Source organism: Providencia sp. R33 (assembly GCF_019343475.1).
Lineage (GTDB): Bacteria > Pseudomonadota > Gammaproteobacteria > Enterobacterales > Enterobacteriaceae > Providencia.
This window is the reverse complement of sequence record NZ_CP072453.1, coordinates 2,412,024-2,438,837: the sequence shown is the minus strand read 5'-3', so window position 1 is coordinate 2,438,837 and position 26,814 is coordinate 2,412,024. Positions and strand designations below refer to the sequence as shown.

Genomic DNA, 26,814 nt, shown 5'->3' with positions numbered 1-26,814 from the left:
CATATGTGTCACTGCTCTCTTTTTGTGTTGAATTACCAATAAATTTATTTTGATTATAATAAATTTTTTTGTCTTCTTTATTATAAATAGCAGGGTTAAGGGGATGATAAATTTCATTTGAATCTAGATTGACGTACGGACGTTCGGGGGAAAAATCAGACGTCATACTGTTTAGAATATCCACACAACCATAAAAATAATCTATATTATCGATTGAATAATTGTTAGTTGGAATCCCAGTCATTAAGCTGCTTATGAATGTACTGAGTAAATTTGTGTTTTCAGCCATGGTATTCCTTATGATTTTATTTTTATCATTAAATTTTAAAGTTCAGTATTAATTTATTAAATATTTAATTAAACGTTAAGTGTTTGTTTTTGAATTTAGTCTGAAATAAAAATGAATAATTATTAATTTTTCGATTATTAATTAATTTATTATTATAATGGCATTTATTTCTATTAATATGATATTGTGTGATGGGTTTATAGATAGCCTATGAGAGGGCGTTAGATGTTAAATTCCTTATTAAAACAGCCTCGAGTGGCTAAAGGTGATGTGTTTTGAGCGCGAATACATCACCATAGAAAGCGTTCTATGGTAATCATAAACAACTAAAATAGGTTTATTACCATGAATAAGAAACATTGGTCAAAATATCAGTTATTACATGAAGTTGTGAAAAACCCGAACATTCATATTAAAGGCTGCCATAGCTATTACAGTGATTGTTGGGATGACGGTTTTGAAAATTCCGTTGTGCGTTATTTGCAAGGGGATGAGCAAAGTCGCGATTGGCAGCTTGCGTGGGATGTTGACCAACTGTATATCGGCGATTATGTCTGCATTGGCAGTGAAGCGGTGATTTTGATGGGGGGAAACCATACCCATCGAATGGACTGGTTCTGTTTGTATCCTTTCCTTGAATTTATTGAGGAAGCTTATATTGGCAAAGGGGATACGGTTATTGGGGACGGTGCATGGATAGGCATGCGGGCGTTTATTATGCCCGGTGTCAAAATCGGTGAAGGTGCCATAATTGCCACTAACAGTGTGGTTGTTAAGGACGTCGAACCTTATTGCATTGTGGGGGGGAACCCTGCAAAACCAGTTAAACACCGGTTTGTACCTGAAGTGATTACCGAACTATTGGCGCTGAAAATCTATGATTGGCCAGCAGCAAAATTCACCGCATTAAAGCGTGTGATTTGTGGTTCTGATTTTCAGGCTCTAAAACAAGCCAGTATTGAGTACGATCAACAACGTCATTCGTAATTGTTATAAGGGGATTCTGCGGGGTCCCCTTTTTTGCTATTAGACGGTTAGCTTTCTTCTGTACGAATAAATTCAACCAACGTAGGCTGTGCAATACGTTGATAATCTTGTGTATTTAAAATAATTGAGCGCTCTAACGTCCCTGCATTAAATGCTAGCTCATCAAAACGCGCAAACAATAACGGATCGGCAATAAGCAGTAAGTTAGGGTGAAAGCTAAACGGGGGGATTGCGCCAAATACACACTGAGTTAGTTCATCGACTTCTTTTGGGCTTGCCAGTGATGCGCGAGTTCCTCCGATAGCGATGGCGATTTTGCTTAAATCGGCTTGCTTGTCCGCAGGTAAAATGGCTAAAACATGTTGCTTCACTCCATTTCCTTTTACATGGCAAACTAGACCCTTCGCTCCTTGCCCTAATTGTGTTCCACGAATTTTCGCCACTTCTTCCGATTTCCCTGCGGTGGAGTGCTCCATCACACGGTATTTGGCTTGGTTGTCATCTAATAACTGAGTTAACTGCTTAAAAATTACGTTCTCTGACACAGTCTTTTCCCTTTAAAACCCCATCAATATCAGGGAATGATAACAAGTTCATTGGTAGATACAACCGCAAAACGTAAGAGGCGATAAAGGCGCAAATTTGGGAAATAGTATAAATTGCATATCAGATGCGGTTTTTACCTGTTTTGTCCATCCGTCCACGGATTTTATTATGGTATATTCTGGCCTATTTTTATTATTTATTAAATTCAATAGGTTATAAACAATAGCCTCATGTTAATAATGAGAATGGATATTGTTAAGAATTGAGCTTGATCATTTACGCTCTGTTTTATTCTCGGTAATATAAACTTTTATATAACGAAAATAGATAACATGAAACGTAAAACTCACTTATATGTCATAACGTCCTTGATCGCAGGGATTGCGCCATCCATCGTTGCTGCTCAAACCTCCGAACAAATCAGCAAACCAAAACAAGACAAAATGTTAGTCACAGCAGCACCAACAGATGTCACCGCTGAAGCCCAAGCTGGCGCAGGTTTCTTTACTTCTCAAATTGACCTTGGGCCATTAGGTGATGTGGAATGGATTGATACACCTTATTCCACCACGACAATCAGTCGCGAAATGATTGATAACCAGCAAGCCAAAAGTGTCAGTGAGCTGCTGAAATATGCCCCAAGCGCACAGATGCAAGCACGCGGTGGGATGGATGTCGGTCGTCCGCAAAGCCGTGGTATGCAAGGTAGCGTTGTTGCCAATAGTCGCTTGGATGGGCTCTATATGGTGTCAACAACGGCATTCCCGGTAGAGATGCTCGACCGGTTAGATGTCATCAACAGTTTAACAGGGGCATTGTATGGCCCAGCAAGCCCCGCAGGGCAGTTTAACTTCACCGCCAAGCGCCCTGAAGATATTCAACGTTTATCATTAGGTTATCAAAGCCGTAATGCCTACAGCGGGCACGTTGACCTTGGGGGGTATTTCGATACCGATAAACGCTTTGGTTACCGCTTAAATTTAATGGATGAAGAAGGGACGGGGAACTTAAAAGACAGCACCTTACGCCGCAAGCTGGCATCGGTTGCTTTTGATTGGAACATTCAACCTGGTACACAATTACAACTGAACGCCAGCCACTATAATTTTGTGCAAAAAGGTTATGTTGGCAGCTTCAGTTATGGCCCTAAAATAGAATTACCCAAAGCGCCAAACCCACAAGATAAAAACTTAGCTCTGCATACCGCGGGGAATGATTTAACTACTGATACCGTTAGCACTCGTTTAATTCATGACTTCAATGAAGATTGGAAATTGACAGCTGGTGTTGGTTTCCAGCAAGCGGACAGGGCGATGCGCACGGTTTCAAGCCAAATTACCAATAATCAAGGTAGGATTGAGCGATCATTGTCAGACTCCCCTGCATCAGGGCGTTTTCGCGTCCTGAGTAACTCTGCGGTACTCAATGGCCATGTGGACACGGGCTCCATTGGCCATGATTTATCATTTGCCACCAATGGCTATGTTTGGTCAATTTACAGTGCTAAAGATGGCAGCATTAAACGGGATTTAGGCTCAAGCAATATGTTCAACCCTTCACCAATGGAAGAGCCATCTGATGGGCGAATTCATACGGGGGGCTCTCGCTACAAAGCCAGCGAAAACCGTCAACAAAGTATCACGGTGGGTGACACTATCACTTTTGACCCGCAGTGGTCGGCGATGTTTTATTTGAGCCAAAGCTGGATTGAAAGCCAAAGCTTTGACAAACAACACCATAAAACCAGCCAAACCAATGATAACGGGCTAAGCCCGCAAGGGGCGGTGATGTATAAAATCACCCCGCAAGTGATGACCTACGTGAGCTACGCGGACTCTCTGGAAGAGGGGGATACCGCGCCAATGAATCAAAATATTAAAAATGAAGGGCAAACACTCGATGCTTATCGTAGTAAGCAATATGAAATTGGGGTCAAAGCGGATGTGGCTGATTTAAACCTCGGTGCGGCACTGTTTCATTTAGAGCGCCCATTCGCTTATGTCGATAATAATGATGTATTTCGCAAACAAGGGGAACAAGTCAACAGGGGGCTTGAACTCACCGCTACAGGCCATATTTGGCAAGGGTTGAATGTTTATAGTGGGATTACTTTCTTAGACCCGAAATTAAAAGACACGAAAAAAATCGAAGCGCGTGATAAACGTGTTGTGGGGGTGCCTAAAGTTCAGGCGAATATGTTAGTGGAATATGCTCTGCCATCTATGCCTGAATTAGTGTATAGCGCCAATGTGCATTACACCGGTAAACGTGCCGCTAATGATACCAATACTAGTTGGGCGGGAAGTTACACGACGTTAGACCTTGGCACTCGCTACAGCACAAAAATCAATCAAACTCCAACAACGGTTCGTTTATCGGTGAATAACGTTACTGATGAACGTTACTGGGCATCCATTTTCCCATCAGGGATCAATGGTGAAGGCCGTGGGGGGAGTGCCTTCTTAGGGGCAGGCCGTGAAGTTCGTGCAACGGTTACGTTTGATTTCTAATTATAAACGTCTAGGAGCACGCCGTTTTACATCAAGGTAAAGCGGCGTGATAAATATGAGAAAAACTATTTTCCTGCAATCGGTCGTTTTACTGTTTGGGCTGCTAATGGGCAGTGCAATACAGGCGAAGACAGATAACCCGCAATTGCGCATCGCGACGCCTTGGCCTGCACAAAATACTATTATTATGATGCTCGGTTACGGCGAGCAAATTGTCGGTACCTCGGTGATTGCGAAAAAAATTCCGTTGTTTCGTCAAATGCTGCCAAATATTGATGATGTCCCGGTGATCAGTATTAGCAACCAACTAAGCCCAGAGCAAATCATTTCATTACGTACGGAATTACTGTTTGTCGCCAAAGGAATGGAAGTCCCACAGCGAGATCTATTAGAAAGTGCAGGGGTAAAAGTGGTTGAATACCCTGCTAACTCTTTAAAATCGTTACAAGAAAGAGTACAGGCTACCGCAAAAGAGCTGGGCCCTGATGCACAAAGCAAAGCGATTGAATACCAACGTTATTTTGACCGTAATGTGGCATTGGTCAATGCGCGGCTGGCGGGCTTGACGGAAGCGGAAAAACGCACGGTTTACCACAGTATGGGAAGCACGTTGTTTACCTCGGGGCGACCATCGTTAAATCAAGATTGGATGGATTTAGCAGGGGCAAAAAATGTGGCAGAAACATGGTTTGCAGATAAAAAAAATAACTCTGGTGAGGTATTACTGGAAACGATTATTGCAGCGAACCCCGATGTGATTGTGGCGATGAACAAGGAAGATGCCAATATCATCAAATCGTCCTCCCAATGGCAAGAGATGGACGCGGTTAAAAATCAGCAAGTGTATGTGAACCCGAAAGGCATGTTTTGGTGGTGTCGTGAAACGTCTGAAGAAGCGTTGCAGTTCTTATGGCTAGCTCAAACGCTGTACCCAGAGCGTTTTGCGGATATCGATATGCAGCAAGAAACGGCCGATTTCTACCTGAAATTCTTTGGTATTTCACTGAGTGAGGCGCAAATCGATAATATTTTGCACCCATAAAACAAAACTGCCAGCGAGGCTGGCAGTCAGACTGCTGACAAACCGATTAGGTTTGACTGCAGGTTAGATAGGTTTTGAAAATGAACGAGGAAAATCAAATTATTGATTTTCGGCTGATAACACAAAGCAGGAAAAACCACGCTTTTATCCTGCTTTGTCAACAACCTCACTGCCAGCGAGGCTGGCAGTGTTTAGATTACTGATGACGCTCTTTTAAGCGTTTGATAATCGCGCTTAAATCGAGGTCTTGGTCTTGCAGTAACACCATTAAATGGTACATCAAATCCGCAGCTTCGTTTGTTAATTCAGCACGGTCATTAACGGTTGCAGCCAGTGCGGTTTCAACGCCTTCTTCACCGACTTTTTGTGCGATACGTTTTGTGCCGCTGGCATAGAGGCGAGCAGTATAAGAGCTTTCAGGCGATGCCGTTTTACGCTCTTTTAACAGCGTTTCCAGCTCAAATAAAAAGCCCCAGTCACTTTGTGCTGGTGCAAAACAGCTTTGTGTACCGTTATGACATGTTGGGCCATCTGGCAGGGCGAGGGCTAATAAGGTGTCGCTATCGCAATCAGGGTAAATATCAACTAAATTTAAAAAATTATTGGATGTTTCCCCTTTTGTCCACAAACGCTGTTTGGTTCTTGAATAAAAGGTCACTTTGCGGCTGTCTAAGGTGACTTGCAGCGCTTCAGGGTTCATGTACCCCAGCATAAGCACATCCCCTGAAACTGCGTGTTGTACGATAACCGGCATTAGGTTATCGACTTTTTGCCATGCCAGTTGGCTACATTGTTCTGTGGTTAACATACTCTAATTTGAACTCCATTTTCGGCTAGGTATTGTTTTAAGTCACCGATATTAATAATTTGTTTGTGGAAGACGGAAGCGGCTAAGGCACCATCAACACCTGCATCAGCAAAGGCATCAAGGAAGTGAACTTTTTCACCTGCGCCCCCTGAAGCAATCAGTGGCACTTGGCAAACTTCACGCACTTTTTTCAGTTGTACCAGATCATACCCTTGGCGTACACCATCTTGGTTCATCATATTTAATACGATTTCGCCCGCGCCACGTTGCTGGGCTTCTTTAACCCAATCCAAGGTTTTCCAGCGGGTTTGGGTGGTGCGTTTTTCATCCCCCGTAAACTGGTACACTTGATATTCATTGGTACTGTCATCGAACCACGTATCAATGCCCACGACGATGCACTGAACGCCAAAGCGGTCGGCTAAACGGGTGATTAAGGTTGGGTCAGACAGTGCAGGGGAGTTGATGGAAATTTTATCTGCGCCAAAAGACAAAATCTGCGCCGCATCTTCCACACTCTTAATACCACCTGCCACGCAGAACGGAATATCAATCACTTCAGCGACTTTAGCGACCCAGCTTTTATCGACAACACGGCCATCTGATGACGCAGTAATATCATAAAAAACCAGCTCATCAGCACCTTCTTGTGCATAGCGCTGCGCTAATGGCACGATGTCGCCGATAATTTCGTGGTTACGAAATTGCACACCTTTAACGACTTGCCCGTCGCGAACATCCAAACAAGGAATTATGCGTTTTGCCAACATTCGATTGCCTCCGCAACGGTAAATTTACCTTCAAGTAATGCTCTGCCCACGATAACCCCAGCAGCGCCTGACGCTGGAATAGCCGCGATATCTGCTAAATTACCAATACCACCAGAGGCCTGAAACTCAATATCAGGGAATTTCTGGCTGATTTCTTGGTACAGATTGACGTTTGAGCCTGCCAGCGTGCCATCTTTTGAAATATCGGTACAAAGGACGTGTTTTAAGCCATAAGGGCGATAAATTTCAATGGCTTGCTCTAAGGTTAAATTAGAGTTTTCTTGCCAGCCGCTAATGGCGATTTCTTTCACGCCTTCGGCATTGATCCGCACATCTAACGCCAACACAATTGCTTCACCGCCGTAGGTTTCAAACCAGGTTTTCACCAGTTCAGGCTTGGTGACAGCCGTTGAACCAATCACCACGCGAGTTGCACCCGCATCTAATAACGCTTTGACGTCGTCTTCGGTGCGAATACCACCGCCCACTTGTACGGGCACACTCACGCCTGCTAATAGTTTTTTTAGCAGCGGAATTTGGCGTTTTTGCGGGTCTTTTGCTCCCGTTAAATCTACAAGGTGCAGAAGCGTCGCACCTTCTTTTTCATATTGTTGTAAACGCGGTAGTGGGTCAGTGCCGTAATCGGTTTGCTTGGCGTAATCCCCCTGATGTAACCGCACTACAGTGCCATCAATTAAATCTAATGCAGGAATGATCATGGTTCTTACATCTCCAAAAAGTTTTGAATCAAGCGAGCGCCAGCGGCACCTGAACGTTCAGGGTGAAATTGCACGCCGAAAAAGTTGTCGCGATTCACTGCACTGCTAAATGGGTTGCCATATTGAGTTTGCGCGATGGTATTTTCTGAAATTGGCATCGAATAGCTGTGCACAAAATAGAAATAAGCCTCATCACCAATCCCTTTAAATAACGGGTTACCCGCGAGGGCTTTTACTTGGTTCCAGCCACTGTGGGGAACAGGTAAGCCATTGGCGTCCATTTTGCGCACTGGGCTATCAATCAGGCCAAGTAATGGAATTTCTGTTTGGCCTTCTTCGCTGATGCTACCCAGTAATTGCATGCCCAAACAAATCCCTAAAACAGGTTGAGTTAATGCTCTGATTAAGGGCACTAATTCACGTTCTACGAGTTTTTCCATTGCCGCGCTTGCTGTGCCTACACCAGGTAAAAATACCTTGTCGGCTTGTAAGATAGTGTTGGTATCACGGCTCACTACGGGGCTATAGCCTAGGCGTTGCACTGCATAAGTGACCGACGCTAAATTGGCACAGCCTGTATCAAGGATGACAACGTTCATCAAAGAACCCCTTTTGAGCTTGGTAAAGTATCCCCTTCAACACGGATGGCTTGGCGCAATGTGCGACCAAACACTTTAAATAAGCTTTCCGCTTTGTGGTGGTCGTTTTTCCCTTTGGTTTTCAAGTGCAACGTGCAGCCCATAGCGTAAGATAGAGAACTAAAGAAATGCTCAATCATTTCGGTGCTTAAATCGCCCACGCGTTGGTATTTAAATTCGGCTTTATATTCAAGGTGAGGGCGCCCTGAAATATCCAGTGCACAGCGTGCTTGGCATTCATCCATCGGCAGTACAAAACCAAAGCGCGCGATGCCGCGTTTATCGCCCAGTGCGACTCTCAGTGCTTCACCTAAAGCAAGGCCTGTGTCTTCGACAGTGTGGTGGTCATCGATAAATAAATCCCCTTTGACTTCAACATTTAAGCGGAAACCACCGTGGGTTGCGATTTGGTCTAGCATGTGGTCAAAGAAGCCAACGCCGGTGTTAATTTTGCTGCCACCTTCTTGATCTAACCAAACTTCCACCAGAATATTAGTCTCTTTGGTGACGCGCTCAACACGTGCATGGCGGTCGCGTTTGGTTAATTGGGCAGTGATGGTTTCCCAATCGAGGTCGGTCGCGCTATAGCGTAACCCTTTGATCCCCATGTTTTTAGCCAGTTGGATATCTGTTTCACGGTCGCCGATGACATAGCTATTGTCGCTATCGAGCACATTGCTGTCTAAGTAACGCTCAACTAATTGAAGTTTAGGTTTGCGACAAGCACAGTTATCTTCAGGCTTGTGCGGGCAAATCAGCACTTCATCAAATTTTACGCCTTGTGATTCAAAAACTTGCATCATCAAGTTGTGTGGTGGCTCAAAGTCTGCGGTCGGGAAGCTATCGGTGCCTAGGCCGTCTTGGTTGGTTATCATCACTAAACGATAATTGGCTTTTTGCAGTGCAAGTAAGCTTGGAATGACGGCCTTTTCGAAGGCGAGTTTACTTAAGCTATCCACTTGAAAATCGGTTGGTGGCTCGGTAATTAATGTTCCATCACGGTCGATAAATAAAATTTTCTGGCTCATGAGTCATTCCTAATTAGCATAGTGCTTCAATAGCTTCAATAACACGGACATTTTCAATTTCTGTCCCAATAGTAATGCGCAGGCAATTTTCCAGTCCCGGCTGCTTGCTTTGGTCACGTAAGATAATGCCTTGATCCCACAGGGCTTTAAAGACTTTATTACCGTCAGTAAAGCGCACCAAAATATAGTTGGTTTCGCTTGGGTAAACTTTTTCGACAACCGATAAATCACGCAGAGCTTCGGACAGAGCAATGCGGTTTTCCGTTACGGTTGCTACACGGCTTTTCATGGTGGCGATGCCTTGTGCATCAAGTGCTTGCGCTGCAATCATCGCAACTGGGGTTGATAATGGGTAAGGGGCGATAACTTTTAATAAAACCTCAATGACTTCAGGTGATGCGAGTGTGAAGCCACAGCGCAGGCCTGCTAACGCAAAAGCTTTTGATAACGTTCTTAATATTACCAGATTTGGGTATTTTGCTAACCAGCTTGCGACACTGTATTGTGGGCAAAACTCAATATAGGCTTCATCGACCACTACCAGTGCGCGACCTGCGGCCATCTCTAACACTTCCAGTAAGTCTTTGTTATCGATAATGTTGCCCGTTGGGTTATTTGGGCTGCAAATATAAATCAGTTTAGTATTCGTTAGGTTTTCGCGAATAGAGGCCATATTTAATGACCAATCTGGCAGTGCCATGATTTTTTTCTGTTCGACGCCAAAAGTTTCTGCACTGACGCTGTACATGCCATATGTCGGAGGGCAGAACATCACAGCATCTTTGCCGGGTTCGCAAAATGCGCGGATCAGCAATTCAATGGACTCATCCGCACCACGGCACACTAAAACTTGCTCAGGGGTAATGCTTGCGTAGGCCGCATAGTTATTGATTACAGCCACAGGTTGGCATTCTGGGTAACGGTTTAGGTTGCGCTCGCTAAATTGATAATCAGGGGCAATAGGGTATTCGTTCGCATTGAGCCAGACGTCTCCATTTCCCCCTAAACGTCTCGCAGACATATATGGAGTCATGGTTTTGACATTTTCACGCGCAAGGCTGGCGGCATTAAATTTTTGGCTCATGACTTACTCCTGATTTTGTTTGTTAAGTTCTGCGACGCGTAAAGTCACCGCATTTTTGTGGGCAGTCAGCTGTTCCGCCTGCGCTAACGTTTCAATGGTGTTGGCTAAGCCGAGTAAACCTTGTTTAGACAGCTTTTGCACCGTCATGCGTTTCATAAAATCCGCAAGGCCGAGGCTTGAATAGGTTGCTGTGTAACCATAGGTCGGTAAAACGTGGTTGGTGCCTGAAGCGTAATCCCCAGCAGATTCTGGTGACCAATCACCTACAAACACAGACCCTGCACTGGTAATGCTGGCGACTAAATCATCGGCATCACGAGTTTGTAAAATCAAGTGTTCTGGCCCGTAACGGTTACTGATTTCCACGCATTGTTTGATGGAGTCAGCAATAATGACGCGGCTGGCGTTCAGGGCTTCTCGCGCAATCGCAGCGCGAGAAAGCTGTGCGAGTTGTTTTTCTGTTTCCGCTATCACGCGCTGGGCAAAGTTGTCATCATCGGTTAATAAAATGACTTGAGAATCTGGGCCATGCTCCGCTTGAGATAGCAAGTCAGAGGCGGTAAACGCAGGGTTCGCTTGGCTATCTGCAATGACTAAAACTTCAGATGGGCCCGCTGGCATATCAATTGCGGCACCTTCGTGGCTTTGACTGACTTGGCGTTTTGCTTCGGTCACATATGCGTTGCCTGGGCCAAAAATTTTATCGACCGCAGGAATGCTTTGTGTGCCAAAGGCCATGGCAGCAATCGCTTGCGCACCACCGACTTGGAAAATCTCTGTAATGCCACACAGTTTTGCCGCATACAAGATTTCATCAGCAATAGGCGGTGGCGAACATAAAATAATTTTACGGCAGCCTGCGATGTTGGCTGGAGTGCCTAACATCATGACTGTTGATAATAACGGTGCTGAGCCACCCGGAATATACAAACCAACCGCATCAATTGGGCGTGTGACTTGCTGGCAAACAACACCCGCTTGGGTTTCTACTGTAATGGGCGCGGGGATCTGCGCTTCGTGAAAACGGCGAATATTGCTAATCGCGGTTTTCATAGCCGTTTTAATCTCATCGCCTAAGCGTGTTTCGGCCTCATTGACGGCATTTGGCGCAATACGCACAGTATCAATTTCGGTTTTATCGAAACGACGGCTTAAAGCTTGGAGGGCGCTATCACCCTCACGACGGACTTGGTCGATAATGTCACTAACCGCGGTACTAATGCTGCCAGAGGCAGCAATAGCAGGGCGCATCAGTAATGTGCTTTGTTGTTGTTCGTTGCAATCTGCCCAGCGGATCGGCTGGTTGAATCCCATTTCCATGACGACTTACTCCATCATTTTTTCGATTGGCAGAACAAGAATTGAACTTGCACCTAATGCTTTCAGTTTTTCCATGGTTTCCCAGAACAAGGTTTCTGAGCTGACCATGTGCATAGCGACACGGCTGTGGTCACCCGCTAATGGCAGGATAGTTGGGCGTTCAGCACCCGGTAGCAGCGCAATAATTTCATCCAGCGTTTCACTTGGCGCGTGCAACATAATGTATTTGGATTCACGAGCTTGGATAACGCCTTGAATACGGGTCATCATGCGGTCGATAAGCTGTTGTTTATCAGCAGACATTTCGCCATCACGCTGAATTAAACAGGCTTTAGAGCGATAAATGACTTCCACTTCTTTCAGTCCGTTGGCTTCTAAGGTTGCACCCGTTGAAACGAGGTCACAGATGGCATCCGCTAAGCCTGCGCGAGGGGCGACTTCGACTGAACCGTTCAGTAAGCAAGATTTAAACTGAATACCTTTTTGGTCGAAGTAGCGTTTTAATAAGTGTGGGTAAGAGGTGGCAACGCGAGAGCCATTTAAGCATTCTGCACCTGTGTAATTAAAATCTAATGGCGCAGCTAAAGACAGACGGCATCCACCAAAATCTAAACGACGCAATGTTTTGTACTGCGGGTCTTCCCCTTGAGCACGGCGGTTTAATAATTCTTCTTCAAGGACGTTTTCGCCGATAATACCTAAGTCCACAACGCCGTCCATAACCAGCCCTGGGATATCGTCATCGCGAACGCGAAGTAAATCAATAGGCATATTTTCTGCATAAGCAATCAAACGTTGTTGTTGTAAATTGATTTTGATCCCGCAGCGAGCAAGTAACTCTCTTGATTCTTCGCTTAAACGACCTGACTTTTGAATTGCAATACGTAAACGTGATTTATCCAACATAACCTTACCCCATATTCCTTTAGTAACTTTTTGTTTTAATATAAAAAAACCCTCGGAAGATTATCTTCCGAGGGTTCTCTCATTTGCATTTCAGCCACCGGAAGATTCGTTGATCGTCTTCCAGCACACATCGCCCGAAAGACTAATCAGGATGATGGTGATGATGATGGTTGCGTGAAATACGATTCATGATGTCTTCCGTTCTCTTATTTAACTGAATGACTAAACATTCACTGTGCTAACTAAATACTCATTGGTATCCAACCTATCCGATTTCCCCCTATGAATGCAACCTTTTTTTAAAAAATAACCAATAATAATTCGTTGAGCAGTTTTTACAGTGATTAATCCCCCCGAAAATCTATTCGGAAGTTTTATGGTTTTCAGCTAATCTAAGAAAAAATTCAGCGCCTTAGAAGATTTGGAGTCGAAACATGAAAAAAGTCACGATTATTGGATTGGGGTGGGTGGGGTTGCCACTTGCGCAGGCTTTATTAGCTAAGGGCGTTCAAGTGGTGGGCACCAAAACGACACCAGATGGCATTGAGGCAGCTCGAAGTGTGGGTATTGAGTGCTACTCATTGAAACTGACGCCTGAACTAGAATGTGACACTGATGATTTAACACAATTGATGGAAGGCAGTGATGCGATAACTATTTTGTTGCCACCCTCTAAAGTGAATGTGGAACACTATGTGTCAGCAATTGAGACGCTGGTAAACAGCGCTATTATTTTCAAGGTTCCCAAAGTGATTTTTACTTCTTCTACGGCGGTGTATGGGGAGCAAAATGGTGAAATGACGGAAGATTCTCCGTTAGAAGGTGTAACGGCTTCTGCACAGGCGTTGATTGATGCCGAAAATTGGTTACATCAATTGCCAAATATTTCAGTGGATATACTGCGTTTAGCGGGGTTAGTGGGGGAAAAACGTCATGCAGGGCGTTTTTTAGCTGGCAAAACAGGGGTTAAAGGTGCCATGCAGCCTGTGAATATGGTGCATCAAGATGATGTTATTGAGGCGATTCTTGCATTACTTAACCAACCAGAGGGGGGGCATATTTATAATTTGTGCGCGCCTATTCACCCAACACGACAAGCGTTTTATACCCAAGCGGCAAAATCACTGGGGCTCGCTCCTCCTGAATTTATTGACTCAGTGGATGAGCCTGAAGGTAAAGTAATTAACGGCAATCGTATCTGCCAAGACATCGGGTTTGAATATCAATACCCAAACCCGAATAGCATGTTGATGACTATTTAATTGGGATCATCACAATTTTTTGGAACGCAGGGCGTGTGGTGAGCTGCTGATACCAGCGCTCTAAGTTTTTAAACTCAGGGCGTTCAGTGACAATTTCGTGCCATGGGTAAAATAATGGCGCAATGGCGATGTCGGCAATACCGAATTTATCACCACTGAAATAAGCCTGATGGGCTAAGGCGTCATCGGCAATTTGCAGTAATTTGTTGATATTGGCATAAATGATTTTTGCTTGTTCTGGGTCTCTGTCTGCTTCTGGGACACGGACGATTTTGTTCATCATCTGTTTGATGTGATCGAATAAATTCGCATTGCTCCAATCCATCCATTTATCCGCTGCTGCTCTTTCTTGTATATCCTTGGCGAGTAATAAGTGAGAGTGATCAAACTTTTCCGTAAGGTAACGTAAAATCGCATTTGATTCCCACAGCGCAAAGTCATCATCCTGTAGAGTTGGGATTGTGCTGTTTGGATTCATTTTTTTATATTCAGGTGTATCAAGCCCACCAAATGGGCCACCCACATCTTTTTGATTATAAGCCACATTTAATTCTTCTAAGCACCAAAGCACTTTTTTAACATTGGAAGAATTGGCACGTCCCCAGACAGTTAACATTGCAGTCTCCTAATTGATTTTTTGTCATTAGCCATATCATTAACCATAGCTAAGATAGATTAAATTCGCTTTCAGGCAAATCTTTATTTCCTATCGGTGGTCATAGTGGAAATAAAGTCTTATATTATGATGAGTTAGCAATTTTTATCACGGCGAGGGTTCATCGTTTAGTGATGGTGAGTAAGAAGATAGTCATTTTAAATGTTTAGCATTAAGTGAAGGAATAACCGATGAATAAAAAAATGTTGCCCCTAAAAACCCGCCGTGCAGGCATTGGGTTGAGTCTTTTGATGGCCGTTAGTTCAAGTGTTTACGCGGCTGAGACACCGGTTGCTCCTCAAGTGGATGTTAAAGCGTATGTCCTGATGGACTACAATAGTGGGAAAGTTTTAGCATCAGGTAATCCTGATGAGCGTTTAGATCCAGCCAGTTTAACCAAGATTATGACAAGTTATGTGATTGGGCAGGCTGTGAAGGCGGGGAAAATAACCACGCAAGACATGGTAACCGTCGGGGAAGATGCATGGGCAACAGGAAACCCTGTTCTGAAAGGCTCTTCGTTAATGTTTTTGAAGCCAAAAGACCGTGTTTCAGTGTTGGATTTAAATAAAGGAGTTGTTATTCAATCGGGTAACGATGCCAGTATTGCCCTTGCGGACTATGTTGCAGGGAGCCAAGATTCATTTGTAAGCTTAATGAATCAATACGTTCAACAGATTGGTTTGAAAAACACACATTTTAAAACAGTTCATGGTCTTGATTCTGAAGGGCAATACAGCACTGCACGTGATATGGCGTTATTAACACAAGCAATGATCCGCGATGTCCCTGATGAATATGCGCTGCATAAAGAAAAAGAATTTACTTTTAACAAAATTCGCCAACCTAACCGTAACCGTTTGTTATGGAATCAAAATTTAAAAGTAGATGGTGTGAAAACGGGTCACACGAGCGGTGCAGGCCATAACTTAGTGGCATCGGCAACAGAAGGGGATATGCGGTTGATCTCTGTTGTACTTGGTGCGCCGAGTGACCGTGTGCGTTTTACTGAAAGTGAAAAACTGCTTACTTGGGGCTTCCGTTTTTTCGAAACTGTTACTCCAATCAAAGCAGATGCAACGTTGAAAAAGCAGCGAGTTTGGTTTGGTGATACCTCTGAAGTAGCACTGGGCGTAGCCGATGATGTTTCTGTGACCATTCCTAAAGGCCAACTGAAAAACTTGAAAGTTGATATTCAGATGACTAATGATTCGTTAGAAGCGCCATTAGCGAAAAACCAAGCAGTCGGGACGATTAACTTTATTCTGAATGATGAAGTGATTGAGCAGCACCCACTTGTGGCAAAATCCGCGGTTGAAGAAGCTGGCTTCTTTGGGCGTATCTGGGATTACATCATGAAAACCATTAGTGGCTGGTGGAGTGCGATTTTTGGTTAATTCAGTCTTTATATCCAATTAATGAAAACGCCTGCAATTGCAGGCGTCAGACTGCTGGCAAACCGATTGGGTTTGGCTGCAGGTTGGATAGGTTTTGAAAATAGACGAGTAAAATCAATTTATTGATTTTCGGCTGATAACACAAAGCAGGAAAAACCACGTTTTTATCCTGCTTTGTCAACAAGCTCACGCCTGCAATTGCAGGCGTTTTTTTATCAGTCAGTGAATGAATTATTCACAATGCGCTAATTTAATTGCTAAACCGCCTTGGGAGGTTTCGCGATATTTAGCGTTAATGTCTTTACCCGTTTCATACATCGTCTCAATTACTTTATCGAGACAAACACGTGGGTCACTGACGCGGCGTAGTGCCATACGTGCGGCGTTAACCGCTTTAACAGATGCAATCGCGTTTCGTTCAATACAAGGGACTTGGACTTGGCCGCCAACAGGGTCGCAAGTAAGACCGAGGTTATGCTCCATCGCAATCTCAGCGGCGATGCACACTTGCTCAGGGCTACCCCCCATTAACTCTGCAAGTCCCGCAGCCGCCATTGAACAGGCAACACCCACTTCACCTTGGCAGCCCACTTCAGCCCCTGATATGGAGGCATTCATTTTATACAATGCGCCAATCACCCCAGAAACAAGGAAATAGCGGGTGTAGGAGTTTTCATTCACAGGGCGAATGAATTTATCGTAATAGGCGAGTACAGCAGGAACGATACCACAAGCACCGTTAGTTGGCGCTGTCACTACACGCCCACCCGCGGCGTTCTCTTCATTGACAGCAAGGGCGTACATATTGATCCAATCAATAACCGCCATTGGGTCCATGTTAGTGCTATCTGAGGTAACTAGCTGACGGCGCAATGCTGCTGCACGGCGCGGAACACGCAGTGGCCCGGGTAATAAACCTTCCGTAGTCACGCCGCGTTCAATACCCACTTTCATTACGTCCCAAACAGAAGACAGGTACTGATGAATTTCTTCTTTACTGCGTAGCGCTAATTCATTTTGCATAACGAGCGCAGAAAGTGATAACCCTGTTTCTTTGCAATGTTTTTGCAAATCAGCCGCATATTTAAAAGGGTAAGGGACTTGAACTGCGTTTTCATCGGCTTGACCAAAATGGTCTTCATCGACGATAAACCCGCCGCCAATCGAGTAATAATTTTTGGTATACAGAACGTCATCACCCGTAAATGCGGTGATTGTCATACCATTTTCATGGAGTGGTAAATTTGTGCTGTGAAAATTCATGCCACCATCGACAGGAAAATCGACTTCATGTTGCCCTTGAGCAAGCAAAAGTTTACCTGTTTGTTCGACGTTGCGCATAAATGCAGGAATAGCGTCAATATCAATAGTATCGGGCAAGTTACCCGCAAGACCTATGATGATAGCCATATCGGTGGCATGGCCTTTACCTGTCAGAGACAGCGAACCATAAACGTCAACGGCTATGCGCGTTGTTTTAGCCAGTAAATTTTGTGTGATAAGGTCATCAACGAATTGTTTGCCCGCTTTCATTGGGCCGACGGTGTGGGAACTTGAAGGGCCGATACCGATTTTGAAGATATCAAATACACTAATCATATTCAGTGCTTCCTTTTGTAGAAAGTCATTGAAATCAGGTAGCTATCATTATTAATAGCTACCTGGGGCTTCAATTAGAAGAATAATTTATATGTTGCTGCAGAGATAGCGACTAGACCCATAATTACGATAAATACATTGCTGATTTTGCCTGAGTATTTACGCATCGCAGGGACTTTGCTGATAGCATACATTGGCATTAAGAACAGTAAGATAGCAATAACAGGGCCACCAAGGCTTTCGATGATATCCAGAACACCCGGGTTTAATGTCGCAACAATCCAAGTGGTCACTAACATAAAGATAGCGGTGCCGCGATTTAATTTACGAATATCAACCGTTTTACCTTTTGCACGGTATGCACGTTCAACTAAGCCATTGAAACCTTCACGAGCACCTAAGTAGTGACCTAAGAATGATTTGATAATAGCGATGAATGCAATGATTGCAGCTGCGAATTTGATGAATGGTTGATCAAAGTAGCCAGACAGATAGTCAAGGATACTGATATTTTGTGCTTTTGCTTGTGCAAGGTCAGCTGAAGATAATGTAAACACACAGCTAATCACAAAGAACATGACTGTCAGAACCATCAGAATGTGTGCTGATGCTAAAATACGTGAACATTTTTGTTCTGCTTCATCACCGTATTCTTCACGTTTTGCGACAGAGAATGCAGAGATAATTGGTGAGTGGTTAAATGCGAATACCATGACTGGGATAGTCAACCAAATGGTGATCCAAATACTTTGACCGCCAGTATTTTTAGTCGCTTCTGCGATACCTTCGAAAGTTAAGGTATTCAGCACATCACCAGACCAGTGAGGGATCATATATAAAGAGAATGCAACCAGTACCGCAATGAATGGGAATACCAGCATACTCATCACTTTAACGATGTATTTTTCACCGAAAGAAACGATAGCCATAACGCCGCCGACCAAAATTAAGGCCAGTAACCAACGTGGTGGTGCACCAACACCTAATAATTCGGTTAGGAATTTATTGACGTTATTGGTGATAGAAACACCATAAACGAGCAGAATAGGATAAATGGCAAAGAAATACAGCAGGGTGATCCAGTTACCTGCGGTGCGCCCAAAGTGTTCTTCAACAACTTCAGTAATATCACCATCTTTTTTAGAACCTGAAAGAACGAAACGTGTTAAGCCACGGTGTGCAAAAAAGGTCATTGGGAAGGCTAGAACAAGCATCAATAGAACAGGAAGTAATCCGCTCATACCTGCGTTGATAGGCAAAAACAGAACACCAGCACCGATAGCTGTGCCATATAAACCCAGCATCCATACTGTGTCAGTTTTGCGCCAAGCTTTACTATTTCCTGTTTGCGAGGCTGTTTTGTCGATGGAACCAACTTTAGTTGTATCCATAATAGTCTCCAAAAATAAAAGTCAAAAAATTCATTTAAAGTAACGGCCAATGGCGTTACTGGGTTTTAATCTTTTGGTACGAATAATCACTTAATAACAAGAGTTTTCTTTTACGTAACAATCCGATTGGAAATAAAACTAAAATCGATACTAAATTCATTTTCAATCAGTTTTGTAATTTTATCAGTATTTTTTAAATCTGGTTTTTGAGGGGGTGAATTTATATTTTACCAGAACAAAATGCCGTGATCATTATCTCAAAAGAGAAATATCCCCTGAGATTGAATAGAAACATCAGATTTTATAAAATTGTTAATGAAATTTAACTTAAGTTTATTAATTGTCATATTTTTTATGTTTAAAAAATTCAATTCATTAAAACAAACAGGGGCAGAATAATATTCTGATAGAAAAATATTATTATATTAATGAATATTTTTACGTTGTTTGATTTGTAATCTATATTAATCTAATTATTGAGCTGTACTGCGATACTGCTACATTGTACACATGAAAATATCAAGCTAATACATTGATATTTATGCATTAATTTGATGTTTAAATAATAGTTTAGTGAGTGATTAGTTAGGCGGTTTTACGCTAAACTTAGGGGCACATATTAATTAATTTTTGGTTTTTAAGATAGTATTTAGTGAACTTTTTTTGCGTCGAAAAAAATAATTAAAAAAGGTAACAAAATATTTGTTACATAGTTGTTTATTAATTAATTTGATAATTTAAAATTAATTTTATATGGCGATAAAAAAATAAAAGAAAAGTTTGATTTGGCGCAATTTTTTAAAAACGAAAAAGTACTGGTGTTTATGACCACCAGTACTTAAAAATAAATGATTAAGGTTGGAACCAACCTTTGCGGATGAATGAACCAAAGATTAAATGATAGAGTTGGGTGATTGGTGCTTGGATTCTATTAACGCCAAGTGACCACAGAATTTGGGCTAAACCACAGGCAACGATAGCAAGGATAAACGCACCTGCCATATCTAAAGGCCAGTGAACACCAAGGTAAATACGTGACCACGCAATGACAATTGCGGGGATCATCATCACAAGGCCGACCCAAGTTCGTAACCAGAATAAGAAAGCAAATGCAAAGGTAAATACAATAGTGCCGTGGTTGCTTGGGAATGATGGCGTTGCGTCGTGATCAGAGAAATTAGTGCCGACTCCCATCACAAATGGGCGGTCATGAGGCGCAAAATAGCCAATTAGCCATGAGATAGTGAGCCCTAACGCAATGGCTATCGCCGCTTTACAGGCAAAAGCACGTTGGCGAGTCATGTTAGGCTGGGCACCCCAAAACCAACAAGCGACAGTAAATAGTGGGAAAATAAGCACTAAGCGTTTAGCAATCACATTTGCTATCGCAATCGTTCCGCTTGCAGTTTCTGGTGTGGCATTGATCAGGTTAAATAGATCAAGATTGAGTTGTTCCAGCACAGTTTCGTACCTCAGACAGAGAATGGGTCAGTAAGACAAAGAAAAACAGAGCTTAAAGTCTCAAGCTTCACAGGTAAAGTCCCTTTGTCTTATTATTGATAGCATTACGCGACAAATTTACGTGTGGTTTAAGAATTACTCAATAATTATTTAACTTATATGATGTTGTGCTCATTGAAAGAAGGAAAAAGGGATGTGGTGGCAAAAACAGATACAGCTTAATGCGCGAGAAAGAGGGTTCCATTTAGTGACCGAGGAAATTTTAAGGCAAATTCCTGAACTGAGTACAGTACGTATAGGAATAGTGAATATATTTATTCAACATACTTCTGCTTCATTAACGATTAATGAAAACGCGGACTATACAGTGCGGGAAGACTTTGAAAGCTTTTTTAATAAAGCGGTACCTGAAAATGAACCTTATTTTAAGCATGATTATGAAGGTAGCGATGACATGCCTGCGCACCTAAAAAGCAGTTTATTAGGGGTGAGTTTAACAATTCCTGTGACTAATGGGCGTTTGAATATGGGAACGTGGCAGGGAGTTTATTTGTGTGAACACCGAAATTTTGGTGGAAAGCGTAAGTTAATCATTACATTGCAAGGTGAGACCATTAGCTAAAAAATAGGCAATAAAAAACCCGATAGCATTAAAACAAAGAGTTGGCTATCGGGCTCCTCAATATGGGGACATCAAAGAAAAGCAGTGGCATAAATTAAGACTCCATCTAAAAAGGAAAGTTCTCAGCACTGATGAAAAAAGTGCAATTTTAGGTGAAATTTAAGTTAAATAGCACAAAAAGAACAAGCAAAGCATTTTTTCAACCTAAAAGGCGAGATGCTTTGCTTGCGGTAATACAAAATTAGCTGGGCTAATTATTTGTAAAGATTCAAATTTTCTTTTGCGTAAGCTTCGAAATCAGTGCAGCCACCAATATGTTTCTCATCAATGAAAATTTGTGGGACAGTTTCTACCGGTTTGCCAACAGTTTTAGATAAATCTTCTTTTGAAATACCTTCAGCTTGGATATCGACATAACGGTAGTCAAAATCTTCAAGTTCGTTTTTCAGTTTTTCAGCCAGTTCTTTCGCACGAACACAGTATGGGCAGCCTGGGCGACCAAAAATAACAGTATACATAGTATCTCCTTTTTATCTCAAACTCAGATTCTAATCACAATGCTCAATACTATGCCTATATAAGTTATGAAATAAAAGTCGAATTTTCCTTTTATAGCTATAGGTATGACATATAATTTGTGAAGTAAAACGTCAGGTAACGGGAAAAAGGGTATCAAATGGACAACAAACCACAATCAAAGAGAACCATGCGTTCATTGGCGGATATGCCAAAACCTGTCTTAATCTTAGAAGGCGTTGGGATAATTCTTTTGATTTTGATTTTACTCACGTTAAATGGCTATATAGTGCTGCCAGAACCCCTGATGCACCAAGGGGTGATAGTCACCATTATTATGGTGGCAATCGGGTGTTTAATCCCTGCAATGATTAATATTGTGTGGCGAGCTATTCATGGGCTCACTTTTTTAGGGATTGATAATAATCAGTCAGAAAACCCAAGAAACAAAAAAAATAATATTCAAGATGATAAACAGGATGAAAAGCCCGAATAGCCGTGGTTTTACTGGTATTTTCCCTAGTAATGTGTGAAAATTATCCGCTTTTGTGTTAGGGGATGATGTCATCCTCTGACAAACTGTTTTTGCATTATTATTGTTGAGTTGAAGAAGGTTATTGCCCATGGATTCTATTCGTTACCCTGACATTGCACAATTACGTGAATGGTTAGATCAACTCAAAACATCTTATTTCGAGTGCGACTCTTGTGCTGCACTGCACTTACCTCATATGCAAAATATTGAGGGGATTTTTGATGCGAAACTCGATATCGTCAATAATGTGCTGGTATTGTCTGCGCTAGCTGAGCTAAAACCTACTGCGATTATTACATTGGTCGCCAATATCAGCCAAATTAACGCCAGCTCATTGACAGCAAAAGTTTTTCTCGAAATTAATGATGAAAACCTACCTAAGTTAGTGGTTAGCCAATCATTTTCATTAGAAGCAGGGATGACCTACCGCCAATTTTGCCATTTTGTTCAACAGGCAGAAGACCAAATCTCAGCGATTGTCTTTGAGATCTTCAGTAATAATTTACTGTATGCCAATCAAGATGATTTTCTTGAAGATGAAGATAACGGCGAAGACGAGCCCGAACTCACTCCAGATGATAAACCCGCCATTATTATTCATTAAGTTGTAATTATGCACTGTGAAAAATACATTGCGGGTGAATGCCGCTCTTGCCAATGGTTAGAACTTTCCCCTGAACAGCAAATTGCCCAAAAGCAGCAGCAGCTTTTGGCGTTATTGCCAACAATCGACCCTGCTATTTTTGCCGCGCCTGTGATTGGTCCCCAAACAGGCTTTCGCAACAAAGCCAAAATGGTGGTGAGTGGGAGTGTTGAAAGGCCAACTTTAGGCATTATTGGTAAAGATGGGGTGGGTGTAGACTTAACGGATTGTCCATTATATCCCGCGTCGTTTTCTGACGTATTCAGTGTGATCACGCCATTTATTGCTAGGGCGGGGCTTACGCCATATAACATCGAACGCAAGCGTGGCGAACTCAAGTATGTGTTATTAACACAAAGCTGGCACACTGGTCGGTTTATGTTGCGCTTTGTATTGCGCTCAGCGAAAAAACTCGAACAGCTTAAAAATGCATTACCTTGGTTGCAAGAACAACTACCGCAACTTGAGGTGATCACTGCAAATATTCAGCCTGTGCATATGGCAATATTGGAAGGCGAGGAAGAGATTTTCTTAACGGAGCAACGTACGCTACGTGAAGAATTTAACCAAGTGCCTTTGTTTATTCGTCCGCAAGGTTTTTTCCAAACGAATCCTATCGTGGCAGCTAAATTGTACCAAACAGCGAGGGATTGGGTTAACGCGTTGGGTATCGATAGCTTGTGGGATCTGTTTTGTGGTGTGGGTGGCTTTGGGTTGCACTGCGCTGAAAAAGAGACGTATTTAACAGGTATTGAAATCAGCGCGCCAGCGATTGCCAGTGCACAGCAATCCGCGAATGAACTTGGGTTAAAACATGTTGAGTTTAAAGCCCTAGATTCAACACATTTTGCTACTGCGAATCAGGATATCCCACAGCTTATTTTAGTCAATCCACCAAGAAGAGGCATTGGCAAAGAGCTGTGCGATTATCTTTCCCATATGCAGCCTGAATATATCCTCTATTCAAGCTGTAATGCACAAACTATGGCGCAAGATTTGCAATTGTTGTCTGGCTATCAAGTGTGTAAAGTGCAGCTGTTTGATTTATTTCCACATACGGCGCACTTTGAAGTGCTGACGTTGTTAAAGCGAAAGAATAATTAAAATGAAGTTATAAAAAAAGCTTGGTGTTTAGCCAAGCTTTTTTCTTTATATATTGAATGATAAAGTATTAATTTCGGTGTTCGAAGGCAAGAGCCTTACGTTCGATTAAACGCATTAGAATGGTTAAAGTTGCATTAACCACTAAATAAATAATCCCCGCAGCAACAAACGCCATTACATCCCATGTCTGACCAAATACTTGGCTACTGTACCCCATGATATCTAACATGGTGATCGTACTGGCCAGTGAGGTACTTTTAAACACTAACACCACTTCATTAGAATAAGAGGATAGAGAGCGTTTAAAGGCATAAGGCAAAATAATGCGCATGGTTTGCACTTTACTCATTCCTAACGCTTGGCAAGATTGCCATTGCCCTGATGGAATCGCTTTGACGGCACCATGGAACAACAACGTTGAATAAGCAGCACTGTTTAATGCTAATGCAATCATTGCACAGAACCAAGGCGTCGATATTAACTCCCAAAATAAAGGATAGTTTTGCAGCGACTTAAATTGGCTCGGGCCATTATAGATTAGGAAAAATTGCACTAATAAAGGCGTACCAGTGAAGATGGTGATATACACCTTCACAATTTGCGAAATGACTTTGGTTTTAAGGGATAAAATTAACGTAAATAATCCCGCTAGCAGAAAAGCCACAATTAATGCACAGAATGTTAGTGATAAACTGGTTGGTAGCCCTGGGAGAATTTTGAGGATCATATCAATCATTTGCATTCACCTCGCTCAAAGCGCGTAGTTCGCAGTTCAATACGCTTTAATACCAGTTGGCTAACTAGCGTAATGGCAAGGTAAATCAGACCGACGATAACGTACCAAGTAAAAGGCTCACCAGTACGGTTAACAATGGTTTTTGTCTGTAGCATCAAATCGTTCACACTGATTAAAGATACTAACGCAGTATCTTTTAACAGAACTAACCATTGGTTTCCTAAACCCGGCAGGGCATGGCGCCACATTTGCGGCATAATAAAACGAAAGAAAATCGTACGCTTTTTAAGGCCAAGTGCAAAACCCGCTTCCCACTGACCATAAGGTACCGCTTTGAGGGCACCCCTTAGGGTTTGTGAGGCATAGGAGGCATACAATAGGGCGAGGGCAATGACACCACAAACGAACGGAGTGTAATCAAATTCGCCGCTATCGGCAAAGAAGATGCTGGGGTCAATTTGTATGGTGGTTTGCCAAAACCCGAGGTTAATATCAAAACCATCCCCGAGTAGGTTGATCAACTGTAATGTCCCAAAATAGACGAACAGGACGACCAGCAGTTCAGGTAACCCACGGATCAGCGTCACCCAGCACGTGCCTAAAAAGGCAATTGGCTTAAAGCGGACAGACTCCCATGCGGTAAATAGCATGGCAAGAATCAAACCCAAGATCAGGGCAGAAACAGCAAGGCCGACGGTGATACCGGCGGCACTTGTTAAAAATAGAAGGTTGTTCATTAATTATATCGATTACTGTTGAAACCATTTTTTGTGGATAGCATCATAAGTGCCGTCAGCTTTAACTTCTGCTAAGGCTTTATTCATTTTATCCAACAACTCTTTATTTCCTTTACGCACAGCGATACCTAAACCGATACCGAAGTATTGTGGATCTGTAACTTTCTCACCCACAGCGACTAGGTTTTCATTGCCTTTGGTTTTTAACCATTCGTCAGCAACGGCAGTGTCACCGAATACAGCATCAATACGGCCATTTTGCAGGTCTAAAACTGCAGATTGGTAGTTATCGTAAGGCACAGTGGTCATGCCTTTGTGTTGTTCCATGATGTATTTTTGATGCGTGGTTCCGTTTTGGACACCGATTTTTTTGTCTTTCAGTTGGTCAACAGAGCTAATTTTTTCTTTCACTGCGATAAATTCCGCAGAGTTAGGGTAATAAGTTTCAGTGAAATCCACTTGTTGCTGACGCTCAGGGGTAATGTCGATACCGGCCATTAATGCTTCAAAACGACGGAATTTTAAGCTTGGGATTAAGCTGTCGAAAGATTGGTGAGTAAATGTGCAAGTGGCATTCATTTTTTCACACATTGCATTGGCTAAATCAACGTCAAAACCGACGATTTGATTGTTTTTATCAAACATTTCAAACGGGGCGTAAGTCGCTTCAGTCGCAAAACGAATGGTTTCTTTTTCTGCAGCAGTTGCCGATAGGGTTACAGCGCCCAGCAGCGCAGCTAATATAATTTTTTTCATTGCTTAATCCTATATCTATTAATGTGACAGATAATTTGCAAATGCGTCAGTTTGAGGTGCTGCGAAATGGCTAGCATCCCCCTGTTCTACGATATGGCCGTTTTCCATATACACCACACGGCTAGCGGTTTTGCGAGCAATCTCCACTTCGTGAGTGACGATAACTTGCGTAATACCTGTCGCAGACAATTCACGAATAATATCCACAACTTGAGCGGTAATTTCTGGGTCAAGCGCTGCGGTTGGCTCATCAAATAACAGCACTTTAGGTTCCATCATGAGCGCCCGTGCAATCGCCACGCGTTGCTGTTGACCACCCGACAAGTGCAGTGGATAACGGTCTGCAAATTGGGATAAACGTAAACGGCCTAACAATTTAGCCGCTTTGGCGTGCGCTTCTTGCTTAGAGAGTTTTAAGACGCGGCAAGGGGCTTCAATTAAGTTGTCCATCACACTAAGGTGCGGCCATAAGTTATATTGTTGGAATACCATGCCAACATTTTGGCGTAAGTCGCGAATAGACTTTGCATCTGGCGTCGATGAAAAATCAAATTGCTGCCCAGCAATATTCAAATGACCTGAACGTGGCATCTCTAATAAATTGAGAACACGTAATAGCGAACTTTTACCTGCACCACTTGGCCCGAGTAATACCATAGTCTCACCAGCAGAGCACTCTAGATTGATATCAAAGAGTGCCTGATGGGAACCATAGAAACAGTTTATGTTTTTTAATTGAATGCTCATGCTTAC

Annotated in this window: 27 protein-coding genes and 1 other annotated feature; of the genes, 9 read left to right on the top strand and 18 right to left on the bottom strand. The window is 42.8% G+C overall.

Annotation, left to right across the window (positions count from 1 at the left end):
* Positions 1-634 precede the first annotated feature (634 nt).
* A complete protein-coding gene (locus J6836_RS11485; protein ID WP_219244205.1) occupies positions 635-1,276 on the top strand; it encodes a CatB-related O-acetyltransferase in 642 nt (213 codons plus the stop codon).
* Between the two features lie 47 nt (positions 1,277-1,323).
* Here J6836_RS11485 and J6836_RS11480 read toward each other — a convergent pair whose 3' ends face one another.
* On the bottom strand, positions 1,324-1,821 hold the full coding sequence (locus J6836_RS11480) for a YbaK/prolyl-tRNA synthetase associated domain-containing protein (RefSeq protein WP_219244204.1): 498 nt from the start codon (positions 1,819-1,821) through the stop codon (positions 1,324-1,326).
* 333 nt (positions 1,822-2,154) lie between these two features.
* Here J6836_RS11480 and J6836_RS11475 point away from each other — a divergent pair, with 333 nt between their 5' ends.
* Both J6836_RS11475 and J6836_RS11470 read left to right on the top strand, forming a co-directional pair.
* Positions 2,155-4,332: a TonB-dependent receptor gene (locus J6836_RS11475; protein ID WP_219244203.1), complete on the top strand. Its 2,178-nt coding sequence runs from the start codon at positions 2,155-2,157 to the stop codon at positions 4,330-4,332.
* Positions 4,333-4,387: 55 nt separating this feature from the next.
* Positions 4,388-5,374 (top strand): ABC transporter substrate-binding protein, encoded by a 987-nt coding sequence (locus tag J6836_RS11470; protein ID WP_219244202.1) that lies wholly within the window; start codon positions 4,388-4,390, stop codon positions 5,372-5,374.
* A 196-nt stretch (positions 5,375-5,570) separates the two neighbouring features.
* On the opposite strand, the gene hisIE is transcribed toward J6836_RS11470, so the two are convergent.
* Genes hisIE through hisG form a run of 8 tightly spaced genes read right to left on the bottom strand, consistent with a single transcriptional unit; the run spans position 5,571 to position 12,647 of the window.
* A complete protein-coding gene (gene hisIE, locus J6836_RS11465; RefSeq protein WP_219244201.1) occupies positions 5,571-6,182 on the bottom strand; it encodes a bifunctional phosphoribosyl-AMP cyclohydrolase/phosphoribosyl-ATP diphosphatase HisIE in 612 nt (203 codons plus the stop codon).
* The gene (gene hisF, locus J6836_RS11460; RefSeq protein WP_219244200.1) at positions 6,176-6,952 is read right to left on the bottom strand and encodes an imidazole glycerol phosphate synthase subunit HisF; all 777 of its coding nucleotides are present in this window, start codon (positions 6,950-6,952) and stop codon (positions 6,176-6,178) included. Before hisF ends, hisIE begins: the two co-directional genes overlap by 7 nt.
* Positions 6,934-7,671 carry a 1-(5-phosphoribosyl)-5-[(5-phosphoribosylamino)methylideneamino]imidazole-4-carboxamide isomerase gene (gene hisA, locus J6836_RS11455; RefSeq protein ID WP_219244199.1) on the bottom strand — a complete coding sequence of 246 codons (738 nt, stop codon included), beginning with the start codon at positions 7,669-7,671 and terminating at the stop codon, positions 6,934-6,936. Before hisA ends, hisF begins: the two co-directional genes overlap by 19 nt.
* A gap of 5 nt (positions 7,672-7,676) precedes the next feature.
* Complete coding sequence (gene hisH, locus J6836_RS11450; RefSeq protein ID WP_219244198.1) at positions 7,677-8,270, bottom strand: imidazole glycerol phosphate synthase subunit HisH; 594 nt, start codon at positions 8,268-8,270, stop codon at positions 7,677-7,679.
* Positions 8,270-9,337, bottom strand: coding sequence for a bifunctional histidinol-phosphatase/imidazoleglycerol-phosphate dehydratase HisB (hisB, locus tag J6836_RS11445; protein WP_219244197.1), 1,068 nt, complete (start codon positions 9,335-9,337; stop codon positions 8,270-8,272). The genes hisH and hisB overlap by 1 nt, the downstream gene beginning before the upstream one ends.
* Positions 9,338-9,350: 13 nt before the next feature.
* A complete protein-coding gene (gene hisC, locus J6836_RS11440) occupies positions 9,351-10,421 on the bottom strand; it encodes a histidinol-phosphate transaminase (RefSeq protein ID WP_219244196.1) in 1,071 nt (356 codons plus the stop codon).
* Between the two features lie 3 nt (positions 10,422-10,424).
* Positions 10,425-11,741 carry a histidinol dehydrogenase gene (hisD, locus tag J6836_RS11435; protein WP_219244195.1) on the bottom strand — a complete coding sequence of 439 codons (1,317 nt, stop codon included), beginning with the start codon at positions 11,739-11,741 and terminating at the stop codon, positions 10,425-10,427.
* A 6-nt stretch (positions 11,742-11,747) separates the two neighbouring features.
* Complete coding sequence (hisG, locus tag J6836_RS11430; protein ID WP_219244194.1) at positions 11,748-12,647, bottom strand: ATP phosphoribosyltransferase; 900 nt, start codon at positions 12,645-12,647, stop codon at positions 11,748-11,750.
* A gap of 40 nt (positions 12,648-12,687) precedes the next feature.
* Positions 12,688-12,814 (bottom strand) — a sequence feature (His leader region).
* A gap of 267 nt (positions 12,815-13,081) precedes the next feature.
* Here hisG and J6836_RS11425 point away from each other — a divergent pair.
* Complete coding sequence (locus tag J6836_RS11425) at positions 13,082-13,909, top strand: SDR family oxidoreductase (RefSeq protein WP_219244193.1); 828 nt, start codon at positions 13,082-13,084, stop codon at positions 13,907-13,909.
* Here J6836_RS11425 and J6836_RS11420 read toward each other — a convergent pair.
* Positions 13,902-14,525 (bottom strand): glutathione S-transferase family protein, encoded by a 624-nt coding sequence (locus tag J6836_RS11420; RefSeq protein WP_219244192.1) that lies wholly within the window; start codon positions 14,523-14,525, stop codon positions 13,902-13,904. The genes J6836_RS11425 and J6836_RS11420 overlap by 8 nt on opposite strands.
* A gap of 230 nt (positions 14,526-14,755) precedes the next feature.
* Between J6836_RS11420 and J6836_RS11415 the strand changes: the two genes are divergently transcribed.
* On the top strand, positions 14,756-15,961 hold the full coding sequence (locus J6836_RS11415) for a serine hydrolase (protein ID WP_219244191.1): 1,206 nt from the start codon (positions 14,756-14,758) through the stop codon (positions 15,959-15,961).
* A 231-nt stretch (positions 15,962-16,192) separates the two neighbouring features.
* Here the strand turns inward: J6836_RS11415 and J6836_RS11410 are convergent, their stop codons facing one another.
* The 3 genes from J6836_RS11410 to ybjG all read right to left on the bottom strand — a co-directional run bounded on the left by J6836_RS11410 (position 16,193) and on the right by ybjG (position 20,412).
* Entirely contained in the window at positions 16,193-17,560 is a 1,368-nt protein-coding gene (locus J6836_RS11410; protein WP_219244190.1) for an L-serine ammonia-lyase, read from the bottom strand.
* A gap of 74 nt (positions 17,561-17,634) precedes the next feature.
* Complete coding sequence (locus J6836_RS11405) at positions 17,635-18,951, bottom strand: serine/threonine transporter (protein ID WP_219244189.1); 1,317 nt, start codon at positions 18,949-18,951, stop codon at positions 17,635-17,637.
* A gap of 852 nt (positions 18,952-19,803) precedes the next feature.
* The gene (gene ybjG, locus J6836_RS11400) at positions 19,804-20,412 is read right to left on the bottom strand and encodes an undecaprenyl-diphosphate phosphatase (protein WP_219244188.1); all 609 of its coding nucleotides are present in this window, start codon (positions 20,410-20,412) and stop codon (positions 19,804-19,806) included.
* A gap of 193 nt (positions 20,413-20,605) precedes the next feature.
* Between ybjG and J6836_RS11395 the strand changes: the two genes are divergently transcribed.
* Complete coding sequence (locus J6836_RS11395) at positions 20,606-21,034, top strand: secondary thiamine-phosphate synthase enzyme YjbQ (RefSeq protein ID WP_219244187.1); 429 nt, start codon at positions 20,606-20,608, stop codon at positions 21,032-21,034.
* Between the two features lie 254 nt (positions 21,035-21,288).
* Here J6836_RS11395 and J6836_RS11390 read toward each other — a convergent pair whose 3' ends face one another.
* On the bottom strand, positions 21,289-21,552 hold the full coding sequence (locus J6836_RS11390; RefSeq protein ID WP_219244186.1) for a GrxA family glutaredoxin: 264 nt from the start codon (positions 21,550-21,552) through the stop codon (positions 21,289-21,291).
* A gap of 158 nt (positions 21,553-21,710) precedes the next feature.
* On the opposite strand from J6836_RS11390, the gene J6836_RS11385 reads away from it, so the two are divergent.
* From J6836_RS11385 to rlmC, 3 genes are all read left to right on the top strand, one after another.
* On the top strand, positions 21,711-22,046 hold the full coding sequence (locus J6836_RS11385) for a DUF1418 family protein (RefSeq protein ID WP_219244185.1): 336 nt from the start codon (positions 21,711-21,713) through the stop codon (positions 22,044-22,046).
* Positions 22,047-22,173: 127 nt separating this feature from the next.
* Positions 22,174-22,689, top strand: coding sequence for a YbjN domain-containing protein (locus J6836_RS11380; protein ID WP_219244184.1), 516 nt, complete (start codon positions 22,174-22,176; stop codon positions 22,687-22,689).
* 9 nt (positions 22,690-22,698) lie between these two features.
* Complete coding sequence (gene rlmC / locus J6836_RS11375) at positions 22,699-23,832, top strand: 23S rRNA (uracil(747)-C(5))-methyltransferase RlmC (protein WP_219244183.1); 1,134 nt, start codon at positions 22,699-22,701, stop codon at positions 23,830-23,832.
* Positions 23,833-23,899: 67 nt separating this feature from the next.
* Here rlmC and artM read toward each other — a convergent pair whose 3' ends face one another.
* The 4 genes from artM to artP are packed head-to-tail and all read right to left on the bottom strand — an operon-like array spanning position 23,900 to position 26,808.
* Entirely contained in the window at positions 23,900-24,568 is a 669-nt protein-coding gene (gene artM, locus J6836_RS11370; protein WP_219244182.1) for an arginine ABC transporter permease ArtM, read from the bottom strand.
* Positions 24,565-25,305 (bottom strand): arginine ABC transporter permease ArtQ, encoded by a 741-nt coding sequence (gene artQ / locus J6836_RS11365; protein ID WP_219244181.1) that lies wholly within the window; start codon positions 25,303-25,305, stop codon positions 24,565-24,567. Before artQ ends, artM begins: the two co-directional genes overlap by 4 nt.
* A gap of 12 nt (positions 25,306-25,317) precedes the next feature.
* A complete protein-coding gene (gene artJ, locus J6836_RS11360; protein ID WP_219244180.1) occupies positions 25,318-26,061 on the bottom strand; it encodes an arginine ABC transporter substrate-binding protein in 744 nt (247 codons plus the stop codon).
* Between the two features lie 18 nt (positions 26,062-26,079).
* Positions 26,080-26,808 carry an arginine ABC transporter ATP-binding protein ArtP gene (artP, locus tag J6836_RS11355; RefSeq protein WP_219244179.1) on the bottom strand — a complete coding sequence of 243 codons (729 nt, stop codon included), beginning with the start codon at positions 26,806-26,808 and terminating at the stop codon, positions 26,080-26,082.
* Between the last annotated feature and the right edge of the window lie 6 nt (positions 26,809-26,814).